The 17,428-nt window shown below is 71.9% G+C and carries 14 protein-coding genes and 1 pseudogene; 11 read left to right on the forward strand and 4 right to left on the reverse strand.

Annotated features, from left to right (window positions below; all coding sequences use genetic code 11):
• Window positions 1-16: 16 nt before the first annotated feature.
• Together infB and rbfA are read left to right on the forward strand one after the other, a co-directional pair.
• Window positions 17-2,871 (forward strand): annotated as a pseudogene (gene infB, locus ELQ40_RS07065) (translation initiation factor IF-2).
• Window positions 2,872-2,936: 65 nt separating this feature from the next.
• A complete protein-coding gene (rbfA, locus tag ELQ40_RS07070; RefSeq protein WP_127793052.1) occupies window positions 2,937-3,443 on the forward strand; it encodes a 30S ribosome-binding factor RbfA in 507 nt (168 codons plus the stop codon).
• Window positions 3,444-3,499: 56 nt separating this feature from the next.
• On the opposite strand, the gene ELQ40_RS07075 is transcribed toward rbfA, so the two are convergent.
• Entirely contained in the window at window positions 3,500-4,408 is a 909-nt protein-coding gene (locus ELQ40_RS07075) for a LysR family transcriptional regulator (protein ID WP_240665984.1), read from the reverse strand.
• An 82-nt stretch (window positions 4,409-4,490) separates the two neighbouring features.
• Complete coding sequence (locus tag ELQ40_RS07080) at window positions 4,491-5,375, reverse strand: A/G-specific adenine glycosylase (RefSeq protein WP_127793054.1); 885 nt, start codon at window positions 5,373-5,375, stop codon at window positions 4,491-4,493.
• Window positions 5,376-5,457: 82 nt separating this feature from the next.
• Here ELQ40_RS07080 and ELQ40_RS07085 point away from each other — a divergent pair, with 82 nt between their 5' ends.
• Window positions 5,458-6,054: a hypothetical protein gene (locus ELQ40_RS07085; RefSeq protein WP_127793055.1), complete on the forward strand. Its 597-nt coding sequence runs from the start codon at window positions 5,458-5,460 to the stop codon at window positions 6,052-6,054.
• 264 nt (window positions 6,055-6,318) lie between these two features.
• Window positions 6,319-9,174 (forward strand): hypothetical protein, encoded by a 2,856-nt coding sequence (locus ELQ40_RS19090; protein WP_240665985.1) that lies wholly within the window; start codon window positions 6,319-6,321, stop codon window positions 9,172-9,174.
• A 141-nt stretch (window positions 9,175-9,315) separates the two neighbouring features.
• Here ELQ40_RS19090 and ELQ40_RS07095 read toward each other — a convergent pair whose 3' ends face one another.
• Entirely contained in the window at window positions 9,316-10,305 is a 990-nt protein-coding gene (locus tag ELQ40_RS07095; RefSeq protein ID WP_127793056.1) for a ketopantoate reductase family protein, read from the reverse strand.
• Between ELQ40_RS07095 and truB the strand changes: the two genes are divergently transcribed.
• Genes truB through ELQ40_RS07120 form a run of 5 tightly spaced genes read left to right on the forward strand, consistent with a single transcriptional unit; the run spans window position 10,298 to window position 14,357 of the window.
• Window positions 10,298-11,287 (forward strand): tRNA pseudouridine(55) synthase TruB, encoded by a 990-nt coding sequence (gene truB, locus ELQ40_RS07100; protein ID WP_127793057.1) that lies wholly within the window; start codon window positions 10,298-10,300, stop codon window positions 11,285-11,287. The genes ELQ40_RS07095 and truB overlap by 8 nt on opposite strands.
• On the forward strand, window positions 11,284-11,652 hold the full coding sequence (locus ELQ40_RS07105; protein ID WP_127793058.1) for a hypothetical protein: 369 nt from the start codon (window positions 11,284-11,286) through the stop codon (window positions 11,650-11,652). Before truB ends, ELQ40_RS07105 begins: the two co-directional genes overlap by 4 nt.
• A gap of 28 nt (window positions 11,653-11,680) precedes the next feature.
• A complete protein-coding gene (locus tag ELQ40_RS07110; RefSeq protein ID WP_127793059.1) occupies window positions 11,681-12,175 on the forward strand; it encodes a hypothetical protein in 495 nt (164 codons plus the stop codon).
• Window positions 12,172-13,101: a bifunctional riboflavin kinase/FAD synthetase gene (locus tag ELQ40_RS07115; RefSeq protein ID WP_127793060.1), complete on the forward strand. Its 930-nt coding sequence runs from the start codon at window positions 12,172-12,174 to the stop codon at window positions 13,099-13,101. The genes ELQ40_RS07110 and ELQ40_RS07115 overlap by 4 nt, the downstream gene beginning before the upstream one ends.
• Complete coding sequence (locus tag ELQ40_RS07120; protein WP_240665986.1) at window positions 13,098-14,357, forward strand: CynX/NimT family MFS transporter; 1,260 nt, start codon at window positions 13,098-13,100, stop codon at window positions 14,355-14,357. Before ELQ40_RS07115 ends, ELQ40_RS07120 begins: the two co-directional genes overlap by 4 nt.
• Here ELQ40_RS07120 and ELQ40_RS07125 read toward each other — a convergent pair.
• Window positions 14,333-15,292 carry an ROK family protein gene (locus ELQ40_RS07125; protein ID WP_127793061.1) on the reverse strand — a complete coding sequence of 320 codons (960 nt, stop codon included), beginning with the start codon at window positions 15,290-15,292 and terminating at the stop codon, window positions 14,333-14,335. The genes ELQ40_RS07120 and ELQ40_RS07125 overlap by 25 nt on opposite strands.
• A gap of 119 nt (window positions 15,293-15,411) precedes the next feature.
• Here ELQ40_RS07125 and ELQ40_RS07130 point away from each other — a divergent pair, with 119 nt between their 5' ends.
• Together ELQ40_RS07130 and deoC are read left to right on the forward strand one after the other, a co-directional pair.
• Window positions 15,412-16,356: a sugar-binding transcriptional regulator gene (locus tag ELQ40_RS07130; RefSeq protein WP_127793062.1), complete on the forward strand. Its 945-nt coding sequence runs from the start codon at window positions 15,412-15,414 to the stop codon at window positions 16,354-16,356.
• Between the two features lie 62 nt (window positions 16,357-16,418).
• Window positions 16,419-17,426 carry a deoxyribose-phosphate aldolase gene (deoC, locus tag ELQ40_RS07135; RefSeq protein WP_127793063.1) on the forward strand — a complete coding sequence of 336 codons (1,008 nt, stop codon included), beginning with the start codon at window positions 16,419-16,421 and terminating at the stop codon, window positions 17,424-17,426.
• The last annotated feature ends 2 nt before the right edge of the window (window positions 17,427-17,428 follow it).

Genomic DNA, 17,428 nt, shown 5'->3' on the forward strand with positions numbered 1-17,428 from the left:
TGAGTCCCGTCCACCAATGACGTCTGCCCCTGTCCGGGTGCAGACCCGGAACAGGAGAGTTGTGGCTGCGAAACCACGCGTACACGAGATCGCGAGCGAGATCGGGGTCGACACCAAGGTCGCCCTCGAGAAGCTCAAGCAGATGGGCGAATACGTCAAGGGCCCGTCGTCCTCGATCGAACCCCCCGTCGCCCGCCGGCTGAAGGCCGCGCTCGAGGCCGACGGCGCTGCGAAGGCGGCGGCCCCGGCCGCTGCGCCCGCGGCGAAGCCGGCGCGCCCCGGCGCGCCCAAGCCGGGCCCCAAGCCCGCGCCCACGGCGCCCCTGCCGAGGAGGCGCCCGCGGCACCCGTCGCCGACGCCCCGATGACCGTCGCCGAGCGCCAGGCGCAGGCCGAGAAGGCGCAGGCCGAGAAGGCTGCCGAGAAGGCCGAGGCCGAGAAGTCTGCCGCGGCCCCCGCGCAGCCGGCCTCCGACGCGGCCAAGCCCGCGGCGGGCGGCCCGAAGCCCGGCGCCCCGCGCCCCGCCGGCGGTCCCGCCGGCGGCCCGAAGCCCGGCGCCCCGCGCCCGGGAAACAACCCGTTCTCGAGCTCGCAGGGCATGGGCCAGCGTCCGGCGCAGCCCCGCCCGGGCAACAACCCGTTCTCGAGCTCGCAGGGCATGGGCCAGCGACCCAGCCCCGGCAACATCCCGCGCCCGCAGGCGCCGCGTCCGGGTGCCCCGCGTCCGGGTGCGCCGCGCCCCGGCGCCCCGCGCCCCGGTGGCTTCCGTCCCGGCGCGCCCGGCGGTGCAGGCCGTCCCGGCGGTCCCGGTCGTCCCGGCGGCGCCGGTGCCGGCGCGGGTGCCGGTGGCTTCCGTCCCGGCGGCGCAGGCGGTCCCGGCGGCTTCAGCGGCCCGCGTCCCGCGGGCGGCGGCGGCCGTGGTCGCGGCCCCGGCGGCGGCACGGCCGGCGCGTTCGGCCGCGGTGGCGGCAAGTCGAAGGCCCGCAAGTCGAAGCGGACGAAGCGGCAGGAATTCGAGATGCGGGAGGCTCCGTCGCTCGGCGGCGTGAGCGTGCCCCGCGGCGACGGCAACACGGTCATCCGACTGCGTCGCGGCGCCTCGATCTCGGACTTCGCCGACAAGATCGATGCGAACCCCGGTTCGCTCGTCACGGTGCTCTTCCACCTCGGTGAGATGGCCACTGCGACCGAGTCGCTCGACGAGGCCACCTTCGAGGTGCTCGGCGCCGAGCTCGGCTACAAGATCCAGGTCGTCTCGCCCGAGGACGAGGACAAGGAGCTCCTCGAGGGCTTCGACATCGACCTCGATGCCGAGCTGGAGGACGAGGGCGACGACGTGCTCGAGCAGCGTCCGCCGGTCGTGACCGTCATGGGTCACGTCGACCACGGTAAGACGCGACTGCTCGACGCGATCCGCAACGCGAACGTCATCGCTGGCGAGGCCGGCGGCATCACGCAGCACATCGGTGCCTACCAGGTGCACACGGAGCACGAGGGCATCGACCGCGCGATCACCTTCATCGACACCCCCGGTCACGAGGCGTTCACCGCCATGCGTGCCCGTGGTGCCGAGGTGACCGACATCGCGATCCTCGTGGTCGCGGCCGACGACGGCATCATGCCGCAGACGATCGAGGCGCTGAACCACGCCCAGTCGGCGAACGTGCCGATCGTGGTCGCGGTGAACAAGATCGACAAGCCCGACGCGAACCCGGCGAAGGTGCGCCAGCAGCTCACCGAGTTCGGGCTCGTCGCGGAGGAGTACGGCGGCGACGTCATGTTCGTCGACGTCTCGGCCCGCGAGAACATCGGCATCCAGGACCTGCTCGACGCGGTCCTGCTGACCGCCGACGCCGGGCTCGACCTGCGTGCGAACCCGAACAAGGCCGCGCGCGGTGTCGCGATCGAGGCGAAGCTCGACAAGGGCCGCGGCGCCGTCGCGACCGTGCTCATCCAGTCGGGCACGCTCAAGGTCGGCGACGCGATCGTCGCGGGAACGGCCTACGGCCGTGTTCGTGCCATGGCCGACGAGAACGGCGACCCGGTGCTGGCCGCGACCCCGTCGCGCCCCGTGCAGGTCCAGGGCCTCTCGAGCGTTCCGCGCGCCGGTGACACGTTCCTCGTCACCGACGAGGACCGCACCGCCCGCCAGATCGCCGAGAAGCGCGAAGCCGCCGAGCGCAACGCCCAGCTGGCCAAGGCCCGCAAGCGGATCTCGCTCGAGGACTTCACGCGTGCGCTCGAAGAGGGCAAGGTCGAGGCGCTCAACCTCATCATCAAGGGCGACGTGTCGGGTGCCGTGGAGGCGCTCGAGGAGTCCCTGATGAAGATCGAGGTCGACGACTCGGTGCAGCTGCGCATCCTCCACCGCGGTGTCGGCGCCGTGACCGAGAGCGACATCGACCTGGCGACGATCGACAACGCGATCGTCATCGGGTTCAACGTCCGCCCCGACGTCAAGGCGCGCGAGCGTGCCGCCCGCGAGGGCGTGGACGTGCGCTTCTACAACGTCATCTACAACGCGATCGACGACATCGAGGCTTCGCTCAAGGGCATGCTCAAGCCCGAGTTCGAAGAGGTGCAGTCGGGTGTCGCCGAGATCCGCGAGGTGTTCCGCTCCTCGAAGTTCGGCAACATCGCCGGTGTCATCGTCCGGTCGGGCACGATCACGCGCAACGCGAAGGCCCGGGTCATCCGCGACGGCGTCGTCATCGCCGACAACCTGGCCATCGAGTCGCTGCGTCGGTTCAAGGACGACGTCACCGAGGTCCGTACGGACTTCGAGTGCGGTATCGGCCTCGGCAAGTACAACGACATCCAGGTCGGCGACGAGATCGAGACGATCGAGATGCGCGAGAAGCCTCGCGTCTGAGTACCCGACGGGGGCGGCGCAACGTCGCCGCCCCCGTCCTCGACCTTCCGAAGGGGTGATCCGCCATGGCTGATCCGCAGCGGGCCAGGAAACTGGCCGACCGCATCAAGGAGATCGTCGCGCGACGCCTCGACAAGGGCCTGCGCGACCCTCGACTCGGCTTCGTGACGATCACCGACGTCCGGGTGACCGGCGACCTGCAGCATGCGACGGTGTTCTACACCGTGTACGGCACCGAGGAGGAGCGCCGCGACTCGGCGGCGGCCCTTCGCGCGGCGACCGGGATGCTCCGCAGCGAGGTCGGGCGCAACATCACGGCTCGGCTCACCCCGACGCTCGAGTTCATCCTCGACGCGATCCCCGAGAACGCGGAGCACATCTCGGCGCTGCTGCGCGAGGCTCGCGCGCGCGACGAGGAGACCGAGGCGCTCGCGTCGACGGCCGAGTACGCCGGCGACGCCGACCCGTACGTCAAGCCGCGTGAGCTCGACGACGAGGACGACGACTGGGACGAGTTCGACGACGAGGCATCCGACCTCGCCGACGACGCGGAGGCCGGCGGCTCGCGCTGAGCCGCACTGGATCGCATCGGCGGTCCGATCCACCCCTGCCCTGAGCTCGCTCGGAATCAGCCGGGCAGCCCGAGCAGGGCCGGCCGCACCTCCTCGATCCGTCGTCGCATGGCGGCGATGAACGCGAGGACGACCGGCTGGCGCAGGGCCTCCGGGCGACTCACGAGCCAGTAGGGCAGTCGTGCCTCGACCTCGTCGGGGAAGAGCCGCACGAGGTCGTCGTGGCGGTCGGCGAGGAACGCCGGGAGCAGTCCGATGCCGGCGCCCGCGCGCGTCGCGTCGACGTGCACGTACACGTTGGTGCTCGCGACGGAGTCGGCCATCTGCGGGATCGCGTTCCTCGCGTCGTCCAGTGCGTCGACCTGCAGCATCGACTCGATGAAGTAGATCAGCGGATGCTCCGCCAGGTGCGCCGGGGTGTCGGGCCGCCCGTGCCGCTCGAGGTACGACGGACTGGCGTAGGTGCCCAGCACGTAGTCGGCGAGGTGGGTCGCCTCCGCGCGGTGCACGTGCGGCCGCCCGACGACGACCTCGAGGTCGACGCCGACGCGCTGCTGCGCCGCCCGCCGTGTCGCCGCGACGATCTCGAGCGACACCTGCGGGTGCTCGTCGCGCACGGCGACGAGGGCGGGCGCCGCGATGAACCCGCTGAAGCCGTCGGTCGCCGACAGCCGCACCGTCCCCGCGAGTGCCGCGGAGGCGGGGTCGAGCGCACGCATCGCCTGTTCGATGCCCTCGGCGGCGCGGAGCGCGTGCTCGCCGAGCGCCGTCAGCACCCACCCGGACGCCCCGCGCGAGAGGACGCGGCCGCCGAGCGCCGCCTCCAGGGCCTCGATCCGCCTGGCCACAGTGGTGTGGTTCAGCCCGAGTTCTGCGGCAGCCGAGGTGTACCGGCCGGCGCGCGCGACCGCGAGCAGCACGAGCAGGTCGTCGGGACTGGGGGTCGGCCTCGGCGCTGAGATCACGTTCTGCATGATGGCACAGCACGCGCGGGTCGGTGACGTCGGCGGCGCCGCGGCCGGCGCATTGCCCCGCGCCGCCCGCGCGTCAGTCCGGGAGTCGGTATCCGTCAGGCTCGGCGGTGGCCAGGCCGTCGGCGACGAGGGTCGCCAGCACTCGGTCGATCCGGTCGCCGTCGCCGTCGAGCGTCGAGAGTTCGGTGCGTGCGACCGGTCGGTGCGCGGCGCGCAGTTCGCGCATGATCCGGCCGCGCAGCTGGCGGTCCGAGCCCTCGAACCGGGCCTGAGCGCGCCGCCGCGGACCCGTGTGCGCCGGGTACCCGGCGGCGCGCCACGCGCAGAGCGATGCGACGGGGCATTCCCCGCAGCGGGGAGCGCGTGCGGTGCAGACCGTCGCCCCGAGCTCCATCGCGCCCGCGTTGAACGCGTGGGCCGCCTTCCGGTCGCGGGGGAGGAGCGCCTCCATCGCGGGAAGGTCGCGCGCCGTCGAGGGCGGCGGTGCGACCGCGTCGCCGTCGATCGCGCGGGCGATGACGCGCCGCGTGTTCGTGTCGACGACGGGATGCCGGTCGCCGAACGCGAACGCCGCCACCGCGCGCGCCGTGTACGGCCCGACGCCCTTCAGCGCGAGCAGGTCTTCGAGGTCGCGGGGCACCTCGCCGCCGTGACGTTCCACGAGTTCGGATGCCGCGGCGTGGAGCCAGAGGGCTCGGCGGGGGTAGCCCAACCGCTCCCAGGCGCGGAGCGCCTCGGACGCCGGCTCCGAGGCGAGGTCGGCCGGGGTGGGCCACCGGGCGATCCAGGCCTCCCAGTACGGGACGACCCGTGCCGCCTGGGTCTGCTGCAGCATGAACTCGCTCACCAGCACCGCCCAGGGTGAGATCTCCGCCGCCCGCCAGGGCAGGGGACGCGCGGCATCCGCGAACCACGAGGCGACGGCCGATGCGAACGGGGAGGCGGTCGCGTCGGGCATCCCTCAAGGGTACGGGCGCTCCGGAGCAGGCGGGCGCCGCGGGGTGCGGGCGCTCCGCGGGTGCGGCCGGTAGCCTCGGAGGATGCGACTCGTCACGACGCCGAGGGTCACCGCTCTACGGGGCCTCGCCGACGCGCTGGCGCCGCGCGTCGGCCGCGGACGGATGATCGTGGCCGTCGACGGCCCGTTGCGAAGCGGCAAGTCGGCGTTCGCCGACGACCTGCGAGACGTGTTCGAGGAGGCCGGTCGTACGGTGTTCCGGGCGCGGATGGAGGACTTCCACCGGTCGCGCGAGGCCCAGGCCGCGTTCGGTGCGGACACCCCGGAGCGGTACTACCGGTACGGCTTCGATGAGTCGGCGTTGCGGCGGGTGCTCGTCGAGCCGTTCCGTATGGGCGGATCGACGGCGTTCGTCACCCGCGTGTTCGATCCGGTGCGCGACGCCTGGGTCGAGCCGAAGTGGCGCAGCGGCCCCGAGGACGCGATCCTGCTGATCGACGGTCGATTCGTGCTGCGCGAGCGGCTCGCCGAACTCTGGGACGTCGGCCTCGCGATCGAGGGGGAACCGACGGATGCCGCCGATCGGATCGCGTATGCCGCACGCGATCCGCGTTCCATCGCCACCGCGACGGTCGACCTCCGTGACCCCCTGCGACCTGTCGTGGCCTACAGCGACTGATCGGGTTCGTGGTCGGAGTCCCCAAAAGTGGGGACAATTCGGCATCGATGTGGACGAATGGCTGCGGATCGGTCGCGTTCTTCGCCATACTGAGACTCAACTGCCATCCCCATGGCGACCGAACCCCCAAGCCCCACCCCCGAAACGACCCGAAGCGCCGTGCGTTCGCGCGCGTCGCGACCGTGCATGCGGCGCTCGCCGCCTGCGTGCGTGTCCGCTCGACTCCCGGTTCGGCGCGCCGCCAGGCCCCAGGAGATCAACAGCATGAGCATCCTCAGCGCGCGGCTCGCGCGCCGTGCAAGTGGTGCGCGCCGCGAGCGCACCCCGTTCCGCGAACGGCGCCTCGTCCGCGGCGTCGCGTCGACCATCGCCGCCGTCCTGCTCGGCGCTGGGCTCACCGTCGTGGGTGCCGTCGCCCCGGCCGCGGCGCACACCGGCGACCTGAAGGCGACCGCGGTCTGCAATGCGCAGACCGGCAAGTACGACGTCACCTACACGCTCGAGCTGACCAACGTCGGCAACAACCTGACCGGCACCACGAAGTGGCGCGTCGGGTCGTCGAGCTTCCAGGGCACGCCGTCGAACGCCAATGGCATGGACCGCGGGCCGATCGCCTCGCAGGGCAACGTCAAGCTGACCCTCGGCACCGAGTCGATCCCCGGCGACACCAAGGGCAACGGCCCGTGGGTGTACGCGTACACGAAGTGGTCGGACGGATTCGGAAAGGGATCCGACGGGCGGATCGAGGGGCTCAAGGGCGACTGCGGCAAGCCGTTCGACTGGAACTGGGAGTACGCCGCGCCGACGTGCGAGGCGCTGACCGTCGTCTATCCGAAGGACATCCCCGCCGGACAGGCGAACGACGTGAACATCCGGTTCAAGGCCGACGGCAAGGAGTTCACGCTGAACTTCCACAAGAACAGTGGAACCTGGTCGGGTACGAAGACCTTCACGTACTCCGAACATCCGAACTGGCCGGACCCCGACCTGTACTCGGTCGTCTGGGCGCAGGTCGGCGGCACCAACTACCACTGGTCGGGAAGCATCGACTGCGGTGACTCGGTCACGATCTGCCACTGGAACGGCACGGACTACGACAAGCTCGCCATCTCGATCGACCGGTACTTCGCCGACGACCACGATTCGCACGGTCGCGACATCCACGCAGCCTTCGAGTACGTGACCTACGAGTGGTGGGATGTCTTCAAGAAGTTCCCGAAGACGAAGACCGTTCCCGCCAAGGGCGACCAGTCGCTGCTCCAGTACCCCGACTGCGTGAAGCCGCCGACCGAGCTCCCGCCTCCTCCCGCACCAACGTTCTCCGACCTGTGCGGTCCGGCGAACCACCAGTTCGTCGAGCCGACGGACACCGCGGAGCTCGACTGGACCACGACGTACAGCCCGACGCAGATCGTCGTGACCGTCGCCCCGAAGGCCGGATACGCCCTCCCGCCCGGCACGACGACGACGTGGACCTTCCCGATCAACGACGCGCCCTGCCCGGTCATCCTCGAGGACGAACCCGACTTCCTCGACACCTGTGGTCCTGACAACGAGCAGCTGTTCGTTCCGGCCGACACCGATGGCGTCGCCTGGACGAAGCACGAGTCGGACGGCTTCGTCACGGTGACCGCGACGGCCAAGCCCGGCTACGCATTCGCCGACGGCACCAAGACCGAGTGGCGCTTCGAGCTGAACGACGAGCCCTGCATCGTCCCGGTGGGCGGCACGCCGTCGGTGAAGGACACCTGCGGGCCCGCCAACGAGGTCGTGACCGTTCCGGCCGACTCCGAGACGGTCGACTGGGAGTGGTCGAAGACCGGCAGCACGATCGTCGTCACCGCTACGCCGACGGCCGGCAACGCGTTCCCCGAGGGCGCGCAGCGCGAGTGGACCTTCACGGTCGACGACGGGCCGTGCATCGTGCCGGTCGGCGGCGAGCCGTCGTTCGCGGACAAGTGCGGTCCCGACAACGAGCAGCTGACGGTTCCGCAGGACACCGACACGGTCGACTGGGAGCAGTCGGAGTCGGAGGGCATCATCACCGTGACGGCTACCGCGAAGAACGGCTTCGCCTTCGCACCCGACACGAAGCGCGAGTGGACGTTCACCGTCAACGACGAACCGTGCATCATCGAGGTCGGTGGCGAGCCCACCTTCTCCGACACCTGCGGTCCCGACAACGAGCAGCTGACGGTTCCGAAGGACACCGACACGGTGGACTGGGAGCAGTCGGAGTCGGCGGGCGTCATCACCGTGACGGCCACGGCCAAGCCCGGATCGGCCTTCCCCGAGGGGGCGAAGGACACCTGGACCTTCACCGTGAACGACAGCCCCTGCATCATCGAACTCGAGGGCGAGCCGAGCTTCACCGACGTCTGCGGTCCCGAGAACGAGGAGCTGACGGTTCCGACGGACACCGACACGGTCGACTGGGAGCAGTCGGAGTCGGAGGGCGTCATCACCGTGACGGCAACCGCGAAGCCCGGCTTCGCGTTCCCCGAGGGCACGACGGCGAAGTGGGAGTACGCCGTCGATGACGCCGACTGCATCGTGCCCACCCTCACGGGCTCGCTCGCGACCGGTGTCTGCGAGGCCGACGTTCCGTGGATCACCTACGACGTCGTGCTGAACGACCCCGACGGCCAGTCCGAGAGCCGCCTCGTGACGCTCACCCTGAGCGACGGCACGAACTCCGAGGTCATCGAGCTCGGCGAGCTCACCGAGGAGGGCACCCTCACGGGTCGGACGCTGTGGCCCGGGGCCTCCGTCGACGACGAGGGCAACGCGACCGGCTGGCCGGGCTGGGAGCAGACGGCCGACGGCTTCTGGGTCGAGACCGATGACAACTTCGCATGGACGCGCGACGTGACGAGCGCCGTGCTCGCCGTCAACCCGTCGGTCGCGGTGGACCTGGCCTACCCGCCGGCGACGCCGAACTGCGCCACCGGTCCGGGCGGAATCGGTGACGGCAGCGAGCCCGCCGCGGCTCCGCAGGGCGGCACCGGCCTCGCGAGCACCGGCTTCGCCGGCACGACGATCGCGATCGTCGCCGGGGTCATCGTGATCGCGGGCATCGCGTTCCTCGTGATCGCACGCATCCGTCGCAAGAAGGCCTGAGCCCAGGGCTGACTCGCAGCGACCCGAAGGGGGTCCGGTTCGCCGGGCCCCCTTCGGCGTCCCACCGACTCGGTTCGTCCCGCGGCACGCATGCCGCCGGCTCGCGCTCGCACGGCGCAGCGCTCCGACGCCGCGGCACGATCAATCCAGGATCGCGCGAACCCGCTCCGCAGGCAGGAACCCGCCGCGCTCGACCTCGTGGACCAGCCCGACGAGCGCGCGATTGACCGGTGCGTCCAGACCCACCGCGACCGCCTCTCGGACCACAGCCCCGTTGAGGAAGTCGATCTCGGTCGGCTGTCCGCGGAGGATGCTCTGCTGCGTCGATCCGCGATTGTCCTCCCATGACATCCGCCGCACCAGTCCGGCCGGCACGGCGGTCGCCTCGTCGAGCTGCGCCGAGGCGAACCGGCGGAGCAGGGTGTCGTCGAGCCCGTTCATCGACCCGAAGCGGACACGCCGTGCGAGACCCGTCCGCACGCACTCGAGCATCGAGGCGGTGAGCACGCGCAGCAGTCCGTCGTCGGCGATGACGGCCCCGAGGGGCACGCCGACGATCGCGGTGATCGAGTTGAGCATGTTCACGACGAGCTTGGTCCACTGCGAGCCGCGGAAGTCCTCGATCGCGACCACCGGCACGGCCGCGGAGAGCACCGCCGCAGTGTCGACGGCGACGGGCTCGGGCGGTCCGTCACCGCGTCCGAGGTAGCTCTCGGCGGTCGCCGTGACGCGAACGATGCCGGGCTCCGAATGGTTCGCCGCGATCATCGAGAGCAGGCCGAGGCTCGTGGCATCCGGCAGCAGGTTCGCGGCGATGTCGACCCCGTCGAGGCCGTTCTGGACGACCACCACGACGGTGCCGTCGAGGTGCGCCCCGTTCGCCTCGATCGCTGCGGCGCCGTCCTGCGCCTTGGTGCACACGAGCGCCAGGTCCGGCCGTCGCGTGAGGCGCTCGGCGCAGTCGACGCGCGCGATCACGTCGCCGTAGCCGCCGCTCAGCCGGATGCCGTGCTCACGGATCGCGGCGAGCGTGGCGCCGCGGGCCGCGATCTCCACGTCGTGGCCGGCGGCCGCGAGCAGGGCCGCGAACGTCGATCCGAGCGCGCCCGCGCCGATGATCCCGATGCGCATCCCACCAACCTACGGCCCTCCGACCGACCGCGGGGCGCCGGCGGCCGGGCGCCCGGCTGTTAGCCTGTACGGCGTGAACAGCGGCATCCTCCTCGTCGACAAGCCGCAGGGGATGACCAGCCACGACGTCGTCGCGAGGGTGCGGCGGCTCGCCGGGACCCGCAAGGTGGGCCACGCCGGCACCCTCGACCCGATGGCGACCGGACTCCTCGTGATCGGCGTGGACCACGCGACCAGGCTCCTGCACCACCTCGTCGGCCTCGACAAGACGTACGAGGCCACCGTCCGGTTGGGCTGGAGCACGACGACCGACGATGCCGAGGGCGAGGCGGGGCCCGAGGCATCCGCCGAACTCGTCGGGGCGATCGACGATGCCGCCATCACGGTCGGCATGGCGAAGCTCACGGGCCCGATCGAGCAGGTCCCCAGCGCGGTCAGCGCGATCAAGGTCGACGGCAAGCGGGCGTACCAGCGGGTGCGCGATGGCGAGGCGGTCGAGCTCGCGGCGCGCGCGGTGACCGTCGCGGCATTCGACCTGCTCGACGTTCGTCGCGACGGCGGTGCGATCGACCTCGACGTGCGCGTCGACTGCTCGTCGGGCACGTACATCAGGGCGCTCGCTCGCGATCTCGGCACCGACCTCGGCGTCGGCGGCCACCTCACGGCGCTTCGGCGCACGCGCATCGGCGCGTTCGACGTCGCGGATGCCGCGGAACTCGGCGACCTCGACGTCGCGGCCGCACTGCTCCCGGCTGCGGAGGCTGCGCGCCGGTCGATGACCACGATCGAATTGAGCGAGCAGGACGCGGTCGACCTCGGCCATGGCAAGCGGATCCCGGCGCCCGAGGGCTCACCTCGCGACGTGCCGATCGCCGCGATCGGCCGTGGCGGCGTCGGGGGCGAACGGCTCGTCGCCGTCGTCGAACGTCGGGCGGGGCAGCTCAAGGTCGTCACCGGGTTCCCGCGGGAGGACGCGTCGTGATCGAGTGGTTCACGTGGGTGCAGGTCGGCGTCGCGGTCGCTGCGGGGCTGCTCTGCCTCGTCCTCGGCTTCGCGGGCCGGTTGCCGAGCGACCTCACGATCGGCGCGCTCGCGCTGGTGGAGGTGCTCCTGATCGGCCAGGTGGTGATGGCGGTCGTCGCGCCCGCCGTCGGCAACGCGCCGACCGGCAGCGTGCTCGAGTTCTGGGTGTACCTCGTCTCGGCGGCGCTGCTACCGCCGGCGGCGGCGTTCTGGGCGCTGCTCGAACGCAACCGCTGGTCCACCGTCGTGTTGGGCGTCGCCGCACTCGCGGTCGCCGTCATGGTCTACCGCATGTTCCAGATCTGGACCGTGCAGCAGGCGTAGGTCCCCGCTGGTGAGAGAATCGAACGTCATGTCTGCAGCACCCTCCCAGAACTCCGACGCGCCCGTCACCCGTGACGCGTCGACGAACACCGTGCCCGGGCGACCCGCCGAGCGGCGCACGAAGGGCGTCGGCCGCGTCCTCATCGTCGTGTACGGCGTGCTGGCGCTCGCCGCGGTCGGCCGGTCGGCCGTGCAGCTGATCGAGAAGTTCGACGAGGCGCCGATCGCGTACTCGCTGTCGGCGCTCGCCGCCGTCGTGTACGTGGTCGCGACGATCGCGCTGATCGCGCCCGGCCGCACCTGGTACCGGGTCGCCTGGGTGACGATCGTGTTCGAGTTCGTCGGGGTGCTCGTGATCGGCACGATGAGCATCGTGATACCCGAGTGGTTCCCGCACGACACGGTCTGGTCGTGGTACGGCCGCGGATACCTGTTCATCCCGCTCGTGCTGCCCGTGCTGGGCATGTGGTGGCTCTCGAGGCACCGGCCGCAGCCGGCGAAGGCCGGGGTCGAAGCCGCGTGAGGACGTTCAAGGGCATCGACGGGGTTCCCGCGGGCTTCGGCCCGTCGGCGGTGACGATCGGCAAGTTCGACGGCGTGCACCAGGGGCATCGCGAGATCATCGGGCGGCTGCGGCGCATCGCCGACGCCGAGGGCCTGGTCGCGGCGGTCGCGACGTTCGACCGCAATCCGCTGGCGCTGCTGGCCCCCGACAAGTGCCCCGACCCCCTCGTCAGCGTGCGCCAGAAGCTCGAGCTCCTCGCCACGACCGGTGTCGACGCCGCGCTCCTGCTCCCGTTCGACCGCGCGCTCGCGTCGCTGCCCGCGGAGGAGTTCGTCGAGCGCGTGCTCGTCGACGCGCTGCACGCGAAGGCGGTGCTCGTCGGTTCCGACTTCCGCTACGGTGCCCGAGCGGCGGGTGACGTGGCGCTCCTCGTCGAGCTCGGCGAGCGCCACGGCTTCACCGTCGAGGTCGTCGACGACGTCATGCCCGACGGGCAGCGGCGCGTCTCCTCGACGTGGGTCCGTGACCTGCTCGCCGCCGGCGACGTGCGTCGGGCGGGCGACCTGCTCGGGCACACGCCGACGGTCTCCGGGGTCGTCGTGCACGGTGCAGCCCGCGGTCGCGAGCTCGGGTTCCCGACGGCGAACCTCTCGCCCGAGTCCGAGGGGCTGATCCCGGCCGACGGCGTCTATGCCGGGTGGCTGACCGACGCTGGCGCGACCTATCCCGCCGCGATCTCGGTGGGCAACAACCCGACGTTCGAGGGCGTGCCCCGCAAGCAGGTCGAGGCGTACGTGCTCGATCGCGACCTCGACCTGTACGACCACCTCGTCGACGTCGAGTTCGTCGACCGGATCCGCGGGATGGTCGCGTTCGACAGCATCGACGCGCTCATCGAGCAGATGCACGCCGACGTCGAGATCGCCAGGACGATCCTCGCGTGACCGGCGCGCTCCCCGTCGTCTCGCCCGAGGGGATGCCCCGGCGCCCGCTCTGGGCGGGACGGACGACCGCGCTCCTGGGCATCCTGCTGGTCGCCGCGAACCTGCGCACCGGCGTCGCCTCGCTCTCGCCGATCATCTCGAGGGTCGACGTCGACATCGCCCTGCCGCCCGCGCTCGTGGGCCTGCTCGGGATGCTGCCGCCGCTGTGCTTCGCGGTGTTCGGCATCGTCACGCCGCTGATCGCGAAGCGGTTCGGCCTCGAGCGCACGATCGTGGTGGCCCTCGTCCTGCTCGTGGCCGGGCTCACGGGTCGTTCGCTCGCGCCGGAGGCCGTGACGCTGGTCGCGGCGAGCGTGCTCGTGTTCGCGGCGGTCGGGGTGGGCAACGTGCTGCTCCCGCCGCTCGTGAAGAAGTACTTCGCCGACCGAGTGGGGCTGGTCACGACGCTGTACGTGTCGATCATGTCGGTGAGCACGTTCCTGCCGCCGCTGGTCGCCGTACCGGTCGCGGATGCCGCGGGCTGGCGCACGTCCCTCGGCGAGTGGGCCGTGGTCGCGGTCATCGCCGCGGTGCCGTGGGTCGCGCTGGTGGTCCGTTCGCGTGCGGCGCAGGCGGGCGGGGAACTCGACGACGAGGAGCCCAGGGCCGGTCAGGTGCGCCTGGCGCTTCGGTCGCCGATCGCGTGGTCGCTCGCCGTCGTATTCTCGGTCACCTCGTTCAACGTGTACGTGATGTTCGCGTGGCTGCCGTCGATCCTGTCGTCGGTCGCTGGCGTCGGCGACGCCGAGGCCGGGGTGCTGCTCTCGTTGTACGCCGCGATGGGGCTGCCCGCGGCGCTGCTCGTGCCGCTGCTCGCGGCGCGACACGGCAAGGTGCGGCTGCTCGTCGCGGTCTCGGTCGCGTCGTTCCTGGTCGGGTACGGCGGGCTGCTCGTCGCGCCGGCGTTCGCGACTTGGCTGTGGGTCGCCTTCGCCGGGACCGGCCCGCTGCTGTTCCCGCTCGCGCTCGTGCTGATCAACCTGCGGACGCGGACGCACGACGGCACGATCGCGCTCAGCGGGGTCGTGCAGTCGGTCGGGTACCTCATCGCCGCCGTCGGGCCGATCCTGATCGGCGTGCTCCACGAGGCGACCGGCGGTTGGACGTGGCCCATCGCGGTGCTCGCGGCGACCGCGGTGCCCGCAGCGGTCTTCGGGTTCCGGGCCGCCCGTCCCGGCTACCTGGAGGACGGCTACCCGGCGGACTCGCGCGTCTGAATCCCGTGCATCCGGCCGGGCCGGTGCACGAGGGCTGCGGCGCCGATGAGGGGGCCCTCGTCGGACAGGCCGGAGGGCACGATCCGCACGCGGCGGGCGAAGTCGAACGCGGTGCGCTCCTCGACGGCCCGCCTCGCGTGGTCGAGCAGCGCGGGGGAGACGCGCGAGAAGCCGCCGCCGATCGCCACGAGGTCGAGGTCGACGAGGTTGGTCGCCGAGGCGATCGCCCGCCCGATCGCGGTGCCCGCGCGCGCGACCGCGGCGAGCGCGATGGGGTCGCCGGCAGCGTGCGCGAGCGCGAGCTCCTCGCCGGTCTCGCCGGTGAATCCCTGCGTCCGAGCCCAGGCGACCGTGCGGGGACCGGAGGCGATGGCCTCGAGGCATCCGGTGCCGCCGCAGGCGCAGGCGTCGTCGAACCCGCCGACCTCGACGTGGCCGATGTGCCCGCCGTTGCCGGACGGCGACGGCGCCGGTTCGCCGCCGAGGAGGAGTCCGCCGCCGACGCCGGTCGAGACGACCATGCCGAGCAGGTTGCCGACGCCGCGCCCGGCGCCGATCCACGCCTCGGCGAGCGCGATGCAGAGGCCGTCGATGCGCAGGGTCACCGGTACGCCCGGCACCATCGCGGCGACGTCGGCGGCGAGCGGATGCCCGCGCCAGACGGGCAGGTTCAGGGGGGAGACCGTGCCGGCCTCGAGGTCGATGGGCCCGGCGGATCCGATGCCGACGCCGAGGAGTTCGGCGTCGGGGGGAAGGGCGGCCTGCGCGGCGCCCACGGCCTCCGCGACGGCGCGGACGAGGTCTTCCGACGAGGCTGCGGGGCCGGTGGGCCGTCGATGCCTGCTGCCGGGTTCGAGGGTTCCGTCGGGGCCGACGAGCGCGGCCTCGACCTTGGTGCCGCCGAGGTCGACGGCGAGGGCGAGGGAACGGGGCATCCGATCAGCATAGGCTGCGCCGGAGTTCGATCCGATGCTCATATGAGCACGAACTCCCGCGAGTGTTGCTGTCCGCCGGTGGGCTGCCTAGGCTGGAAGGCAGTGGAAGGAGGCGTGACTTGGACGAGATCGACGAACTCCTCTCGATCAGGGCCGCTGAGCTCTACTACGAGGAGAACAAGACCCAGGACGAGATCGGGCAGGCGCTCCGGCTGACCCGCTGGAAGGTGGGTCGCCTGCTCGCGCAGGCCAAGCAGCAGGGCTTCATCCGCATCGAGATCCTCCACCCCCGTGCCCGGCGCCTGCCGATCGAACGTCGTCTCCGCGAGGAGCGCGGCCTCGTCGATGCGATCGTCGTGTCGGCGGCCGGCGTCGGTTCGACCGAGGAGTTGCAGGCCCGCACCGCGCAGGCCGCCGCCGACTACCTGACGGCGCTCCGGCCCGTGCCGCGCACGCTCGGCGTGAGCTGGGGGCGGACGCTGTTCGACCTCTCGCAGCACCTCCGCAACGGCTGGGCGACCGGGGTCAACGTGGTGCAGATCAACGGCGGGGTCAGCCTGAACCGCCGACCCGGCACGGCCGCGGCGACCGCGGTCGGCATCGCCCAGAAGGGCGGCGGCAGTGCGACGCTGCTGCCGAGCCCCGCGATCCTCGAACGGCTCGCCACCAAGCAGGCGATCGAGGCCGACCGCGTCGTCGCGGGCGTCATCGACCTCGCCCGCTCCGCCGACGCCTACGTGTTCAGCGCGGGCGCCGCAGACCACTCCTCCGTCCATGTCGAGAGCGGATACCTCGCCGCATCCGAGGTCGACCTCCTCGTGCAGAAGGGCGCCGTCGGCGACGTCGTCGGCCGCTACATCGACTCCGACGGCAACATCGTCGACCCCGCCCTCGACGCGCGCACGGTCGGCCTCACCCTCGACGAACTCCGCGCCGCGAAGCTCTCGATCGCGGTCGTCTCGGGCCCGGCGAAGCATCCGGTCGCCGATGCGGTCGTCCGCAGCGGCCTGTGCACCGTCCTCGTCACCGACGAGGCGACCGCACTCCACCTCCTCGACGGCTGACGTCGTCATCATCGGCGCCGGACGGCGCCCGACCATCCAGACACGATCGGCAGGTTCCCACCATGGCAGGCACCTCACTCGTCACGGCCCGCGAGCGCGCGCTCGCGGTCCTGGGCGGCGAGCCCGACGACGCGACCCTGCGTCGCTACCTCCACGGCATCCCCGGCGTCGACGCCGTCGGCCTCGAGCAGCGGGCGGCCGGACTCGGCACGCGCTCGATCAAGACCACCTCGAAGGCGTGGGCGCTGGACCGCATCATCTCGCTCATCGACCTCACCACGCTCGAGGGCGCCGACACGCCGGGCAAGGTCCGTTCGCTCGTCGGCAAGGCGCTGCACCCCGACCCCGCAGACCCCTCCACGCCGCGCGTCGCCGCGGTCTGCGTCTACGGCGACATGGTGCAGACCGCCGTCGAGGCGCTCGGCGCCGCGCACGGCGACCCCGACGACGGCGCGATCGCGGTCGCCGCCGTCGCGACCGCGTTCCCCAGCGGCCGTTCGTCGCTCGAGATCAAGCTGGCCGACACCGCCGAGGCCGTCGCGGCCGGTGCCGACGAGATCGACATGGTCATCGACCGCGGGGCGTTCCTCGCGGGCCGCTACGGCCTCGTGTTCGACCAGATCGCCGCCGTCAAGGAGGCCTGCCGCCGAACCGACGGCACGAGCGCGAGCCTCAAGGTGATCCTCGAGACGGGCGAGCTCGTCACGTACGACAACGTGCGGCGGGCGTCGTGGCTGTCGATCCTCGCGGGCGGCGACTTCATCAAGACGTCGACGGGCAAGGTGCAACCAGCCGCGACCCTGCCGGTGACCCTGCTCATGCTCGAGGTCGTGCGCGACTGGCACCGACTGACCGGTCAGCGCATCGGCGTGAAGCCCGCCGGCGGCATCCGCGCGTCGAAGGACGCGATCAAGTACCTCGTCACGGTCGCCGAGACCGTCGGCGAGGAGTGGCTCCAGCCGCACCTGTTCCGCTTCGGCGCGTCCAGCCTGCTGAACGACGTACTCCTGCAGCGTCAGAAGCTCGCGACCGGGCACTACTCCGGCGCCGACTACGTGACCATCGACTGAGA

Source organism: Agromyces sp. LHK192 (assembly GCF_004006235.1).
Taxonomy (GTDB): domain Bacteria; phylum Actinomycetota; class Actinomycetes; order Actinomycetales; family Microbacteriaceae; genus Agromyces.

What these genes read in the sequence shown, in the direction of transcription:
- ELQ40_RS07080 (WP_127793054.1), bottom strand. Translation starts at nt 5,375, where the DNA reads ATGCCCGACGCGACCGCCTCCCCGTTCGCATCGGCCGTCGCCTCGTGG.
- deoC (WP_127793063.1), top strand. Translation starts at nt 16,419, where the DNA reads ATGGCAGGCACCTCACTCGTCACGGCCCGCGAGCGCGCGCTCGCGGTC.
- rbfA (WP_127793052.1), top strand. Translation starts at nt 2,937, where the DNA reads ATGGCTGATCCGCAGCGGGCCAGGAAACTGGCCGACCGCATCAAGGAG.
- ELQ40_RS07085 (WP_127793055.1), top strand. Translation starts at nt 5,458, where the DNA reads ATGCGACTCGTCACGACGCCGAGGGTCACCGCTCTACGGGGCCTCGCC.
- ELQ40_RS07125 (WP_127793061.1), bottom strand. Translation starts at nt 15,292, where the DNA reads ATGCCCCGTTCCCTCGCCCTCGCCGTCGACCTCGGCGGCACCAAGGTC.
- ELQ40_RS19090 (WP_240665985.1), top strand. Translation starts at nt 6,319, where the DNA reads ATGAGCATCCTCAGCGCGCGGCTCGCGCGCCGTGCAAGTGGTGCGCGC.
- ELQ40_RS07110 (WP_127793059.1), top strand. Translation starts at nt 11,681, where the DNA reads ATGTCTGCAGCACCCTCCCAGAACTCCGACGCGCCCGTCACCCGTGAC.
- truB (WP_127793057.1), top strand. Translation starts at nt 10,298, where the DNA reads ATGCGCATCCCACCAACCTACGGCCCTCCGACCGACCGCGGGGCGCCG.
- ELQ40_RS07095 (WP_127793056.1), bottom strand. Translation starts at nt 10,305, where the DNA reads ATGCGCATCGGGATCATCGGCGCGGGCGCGCTCGGATCGACGTTCGCG.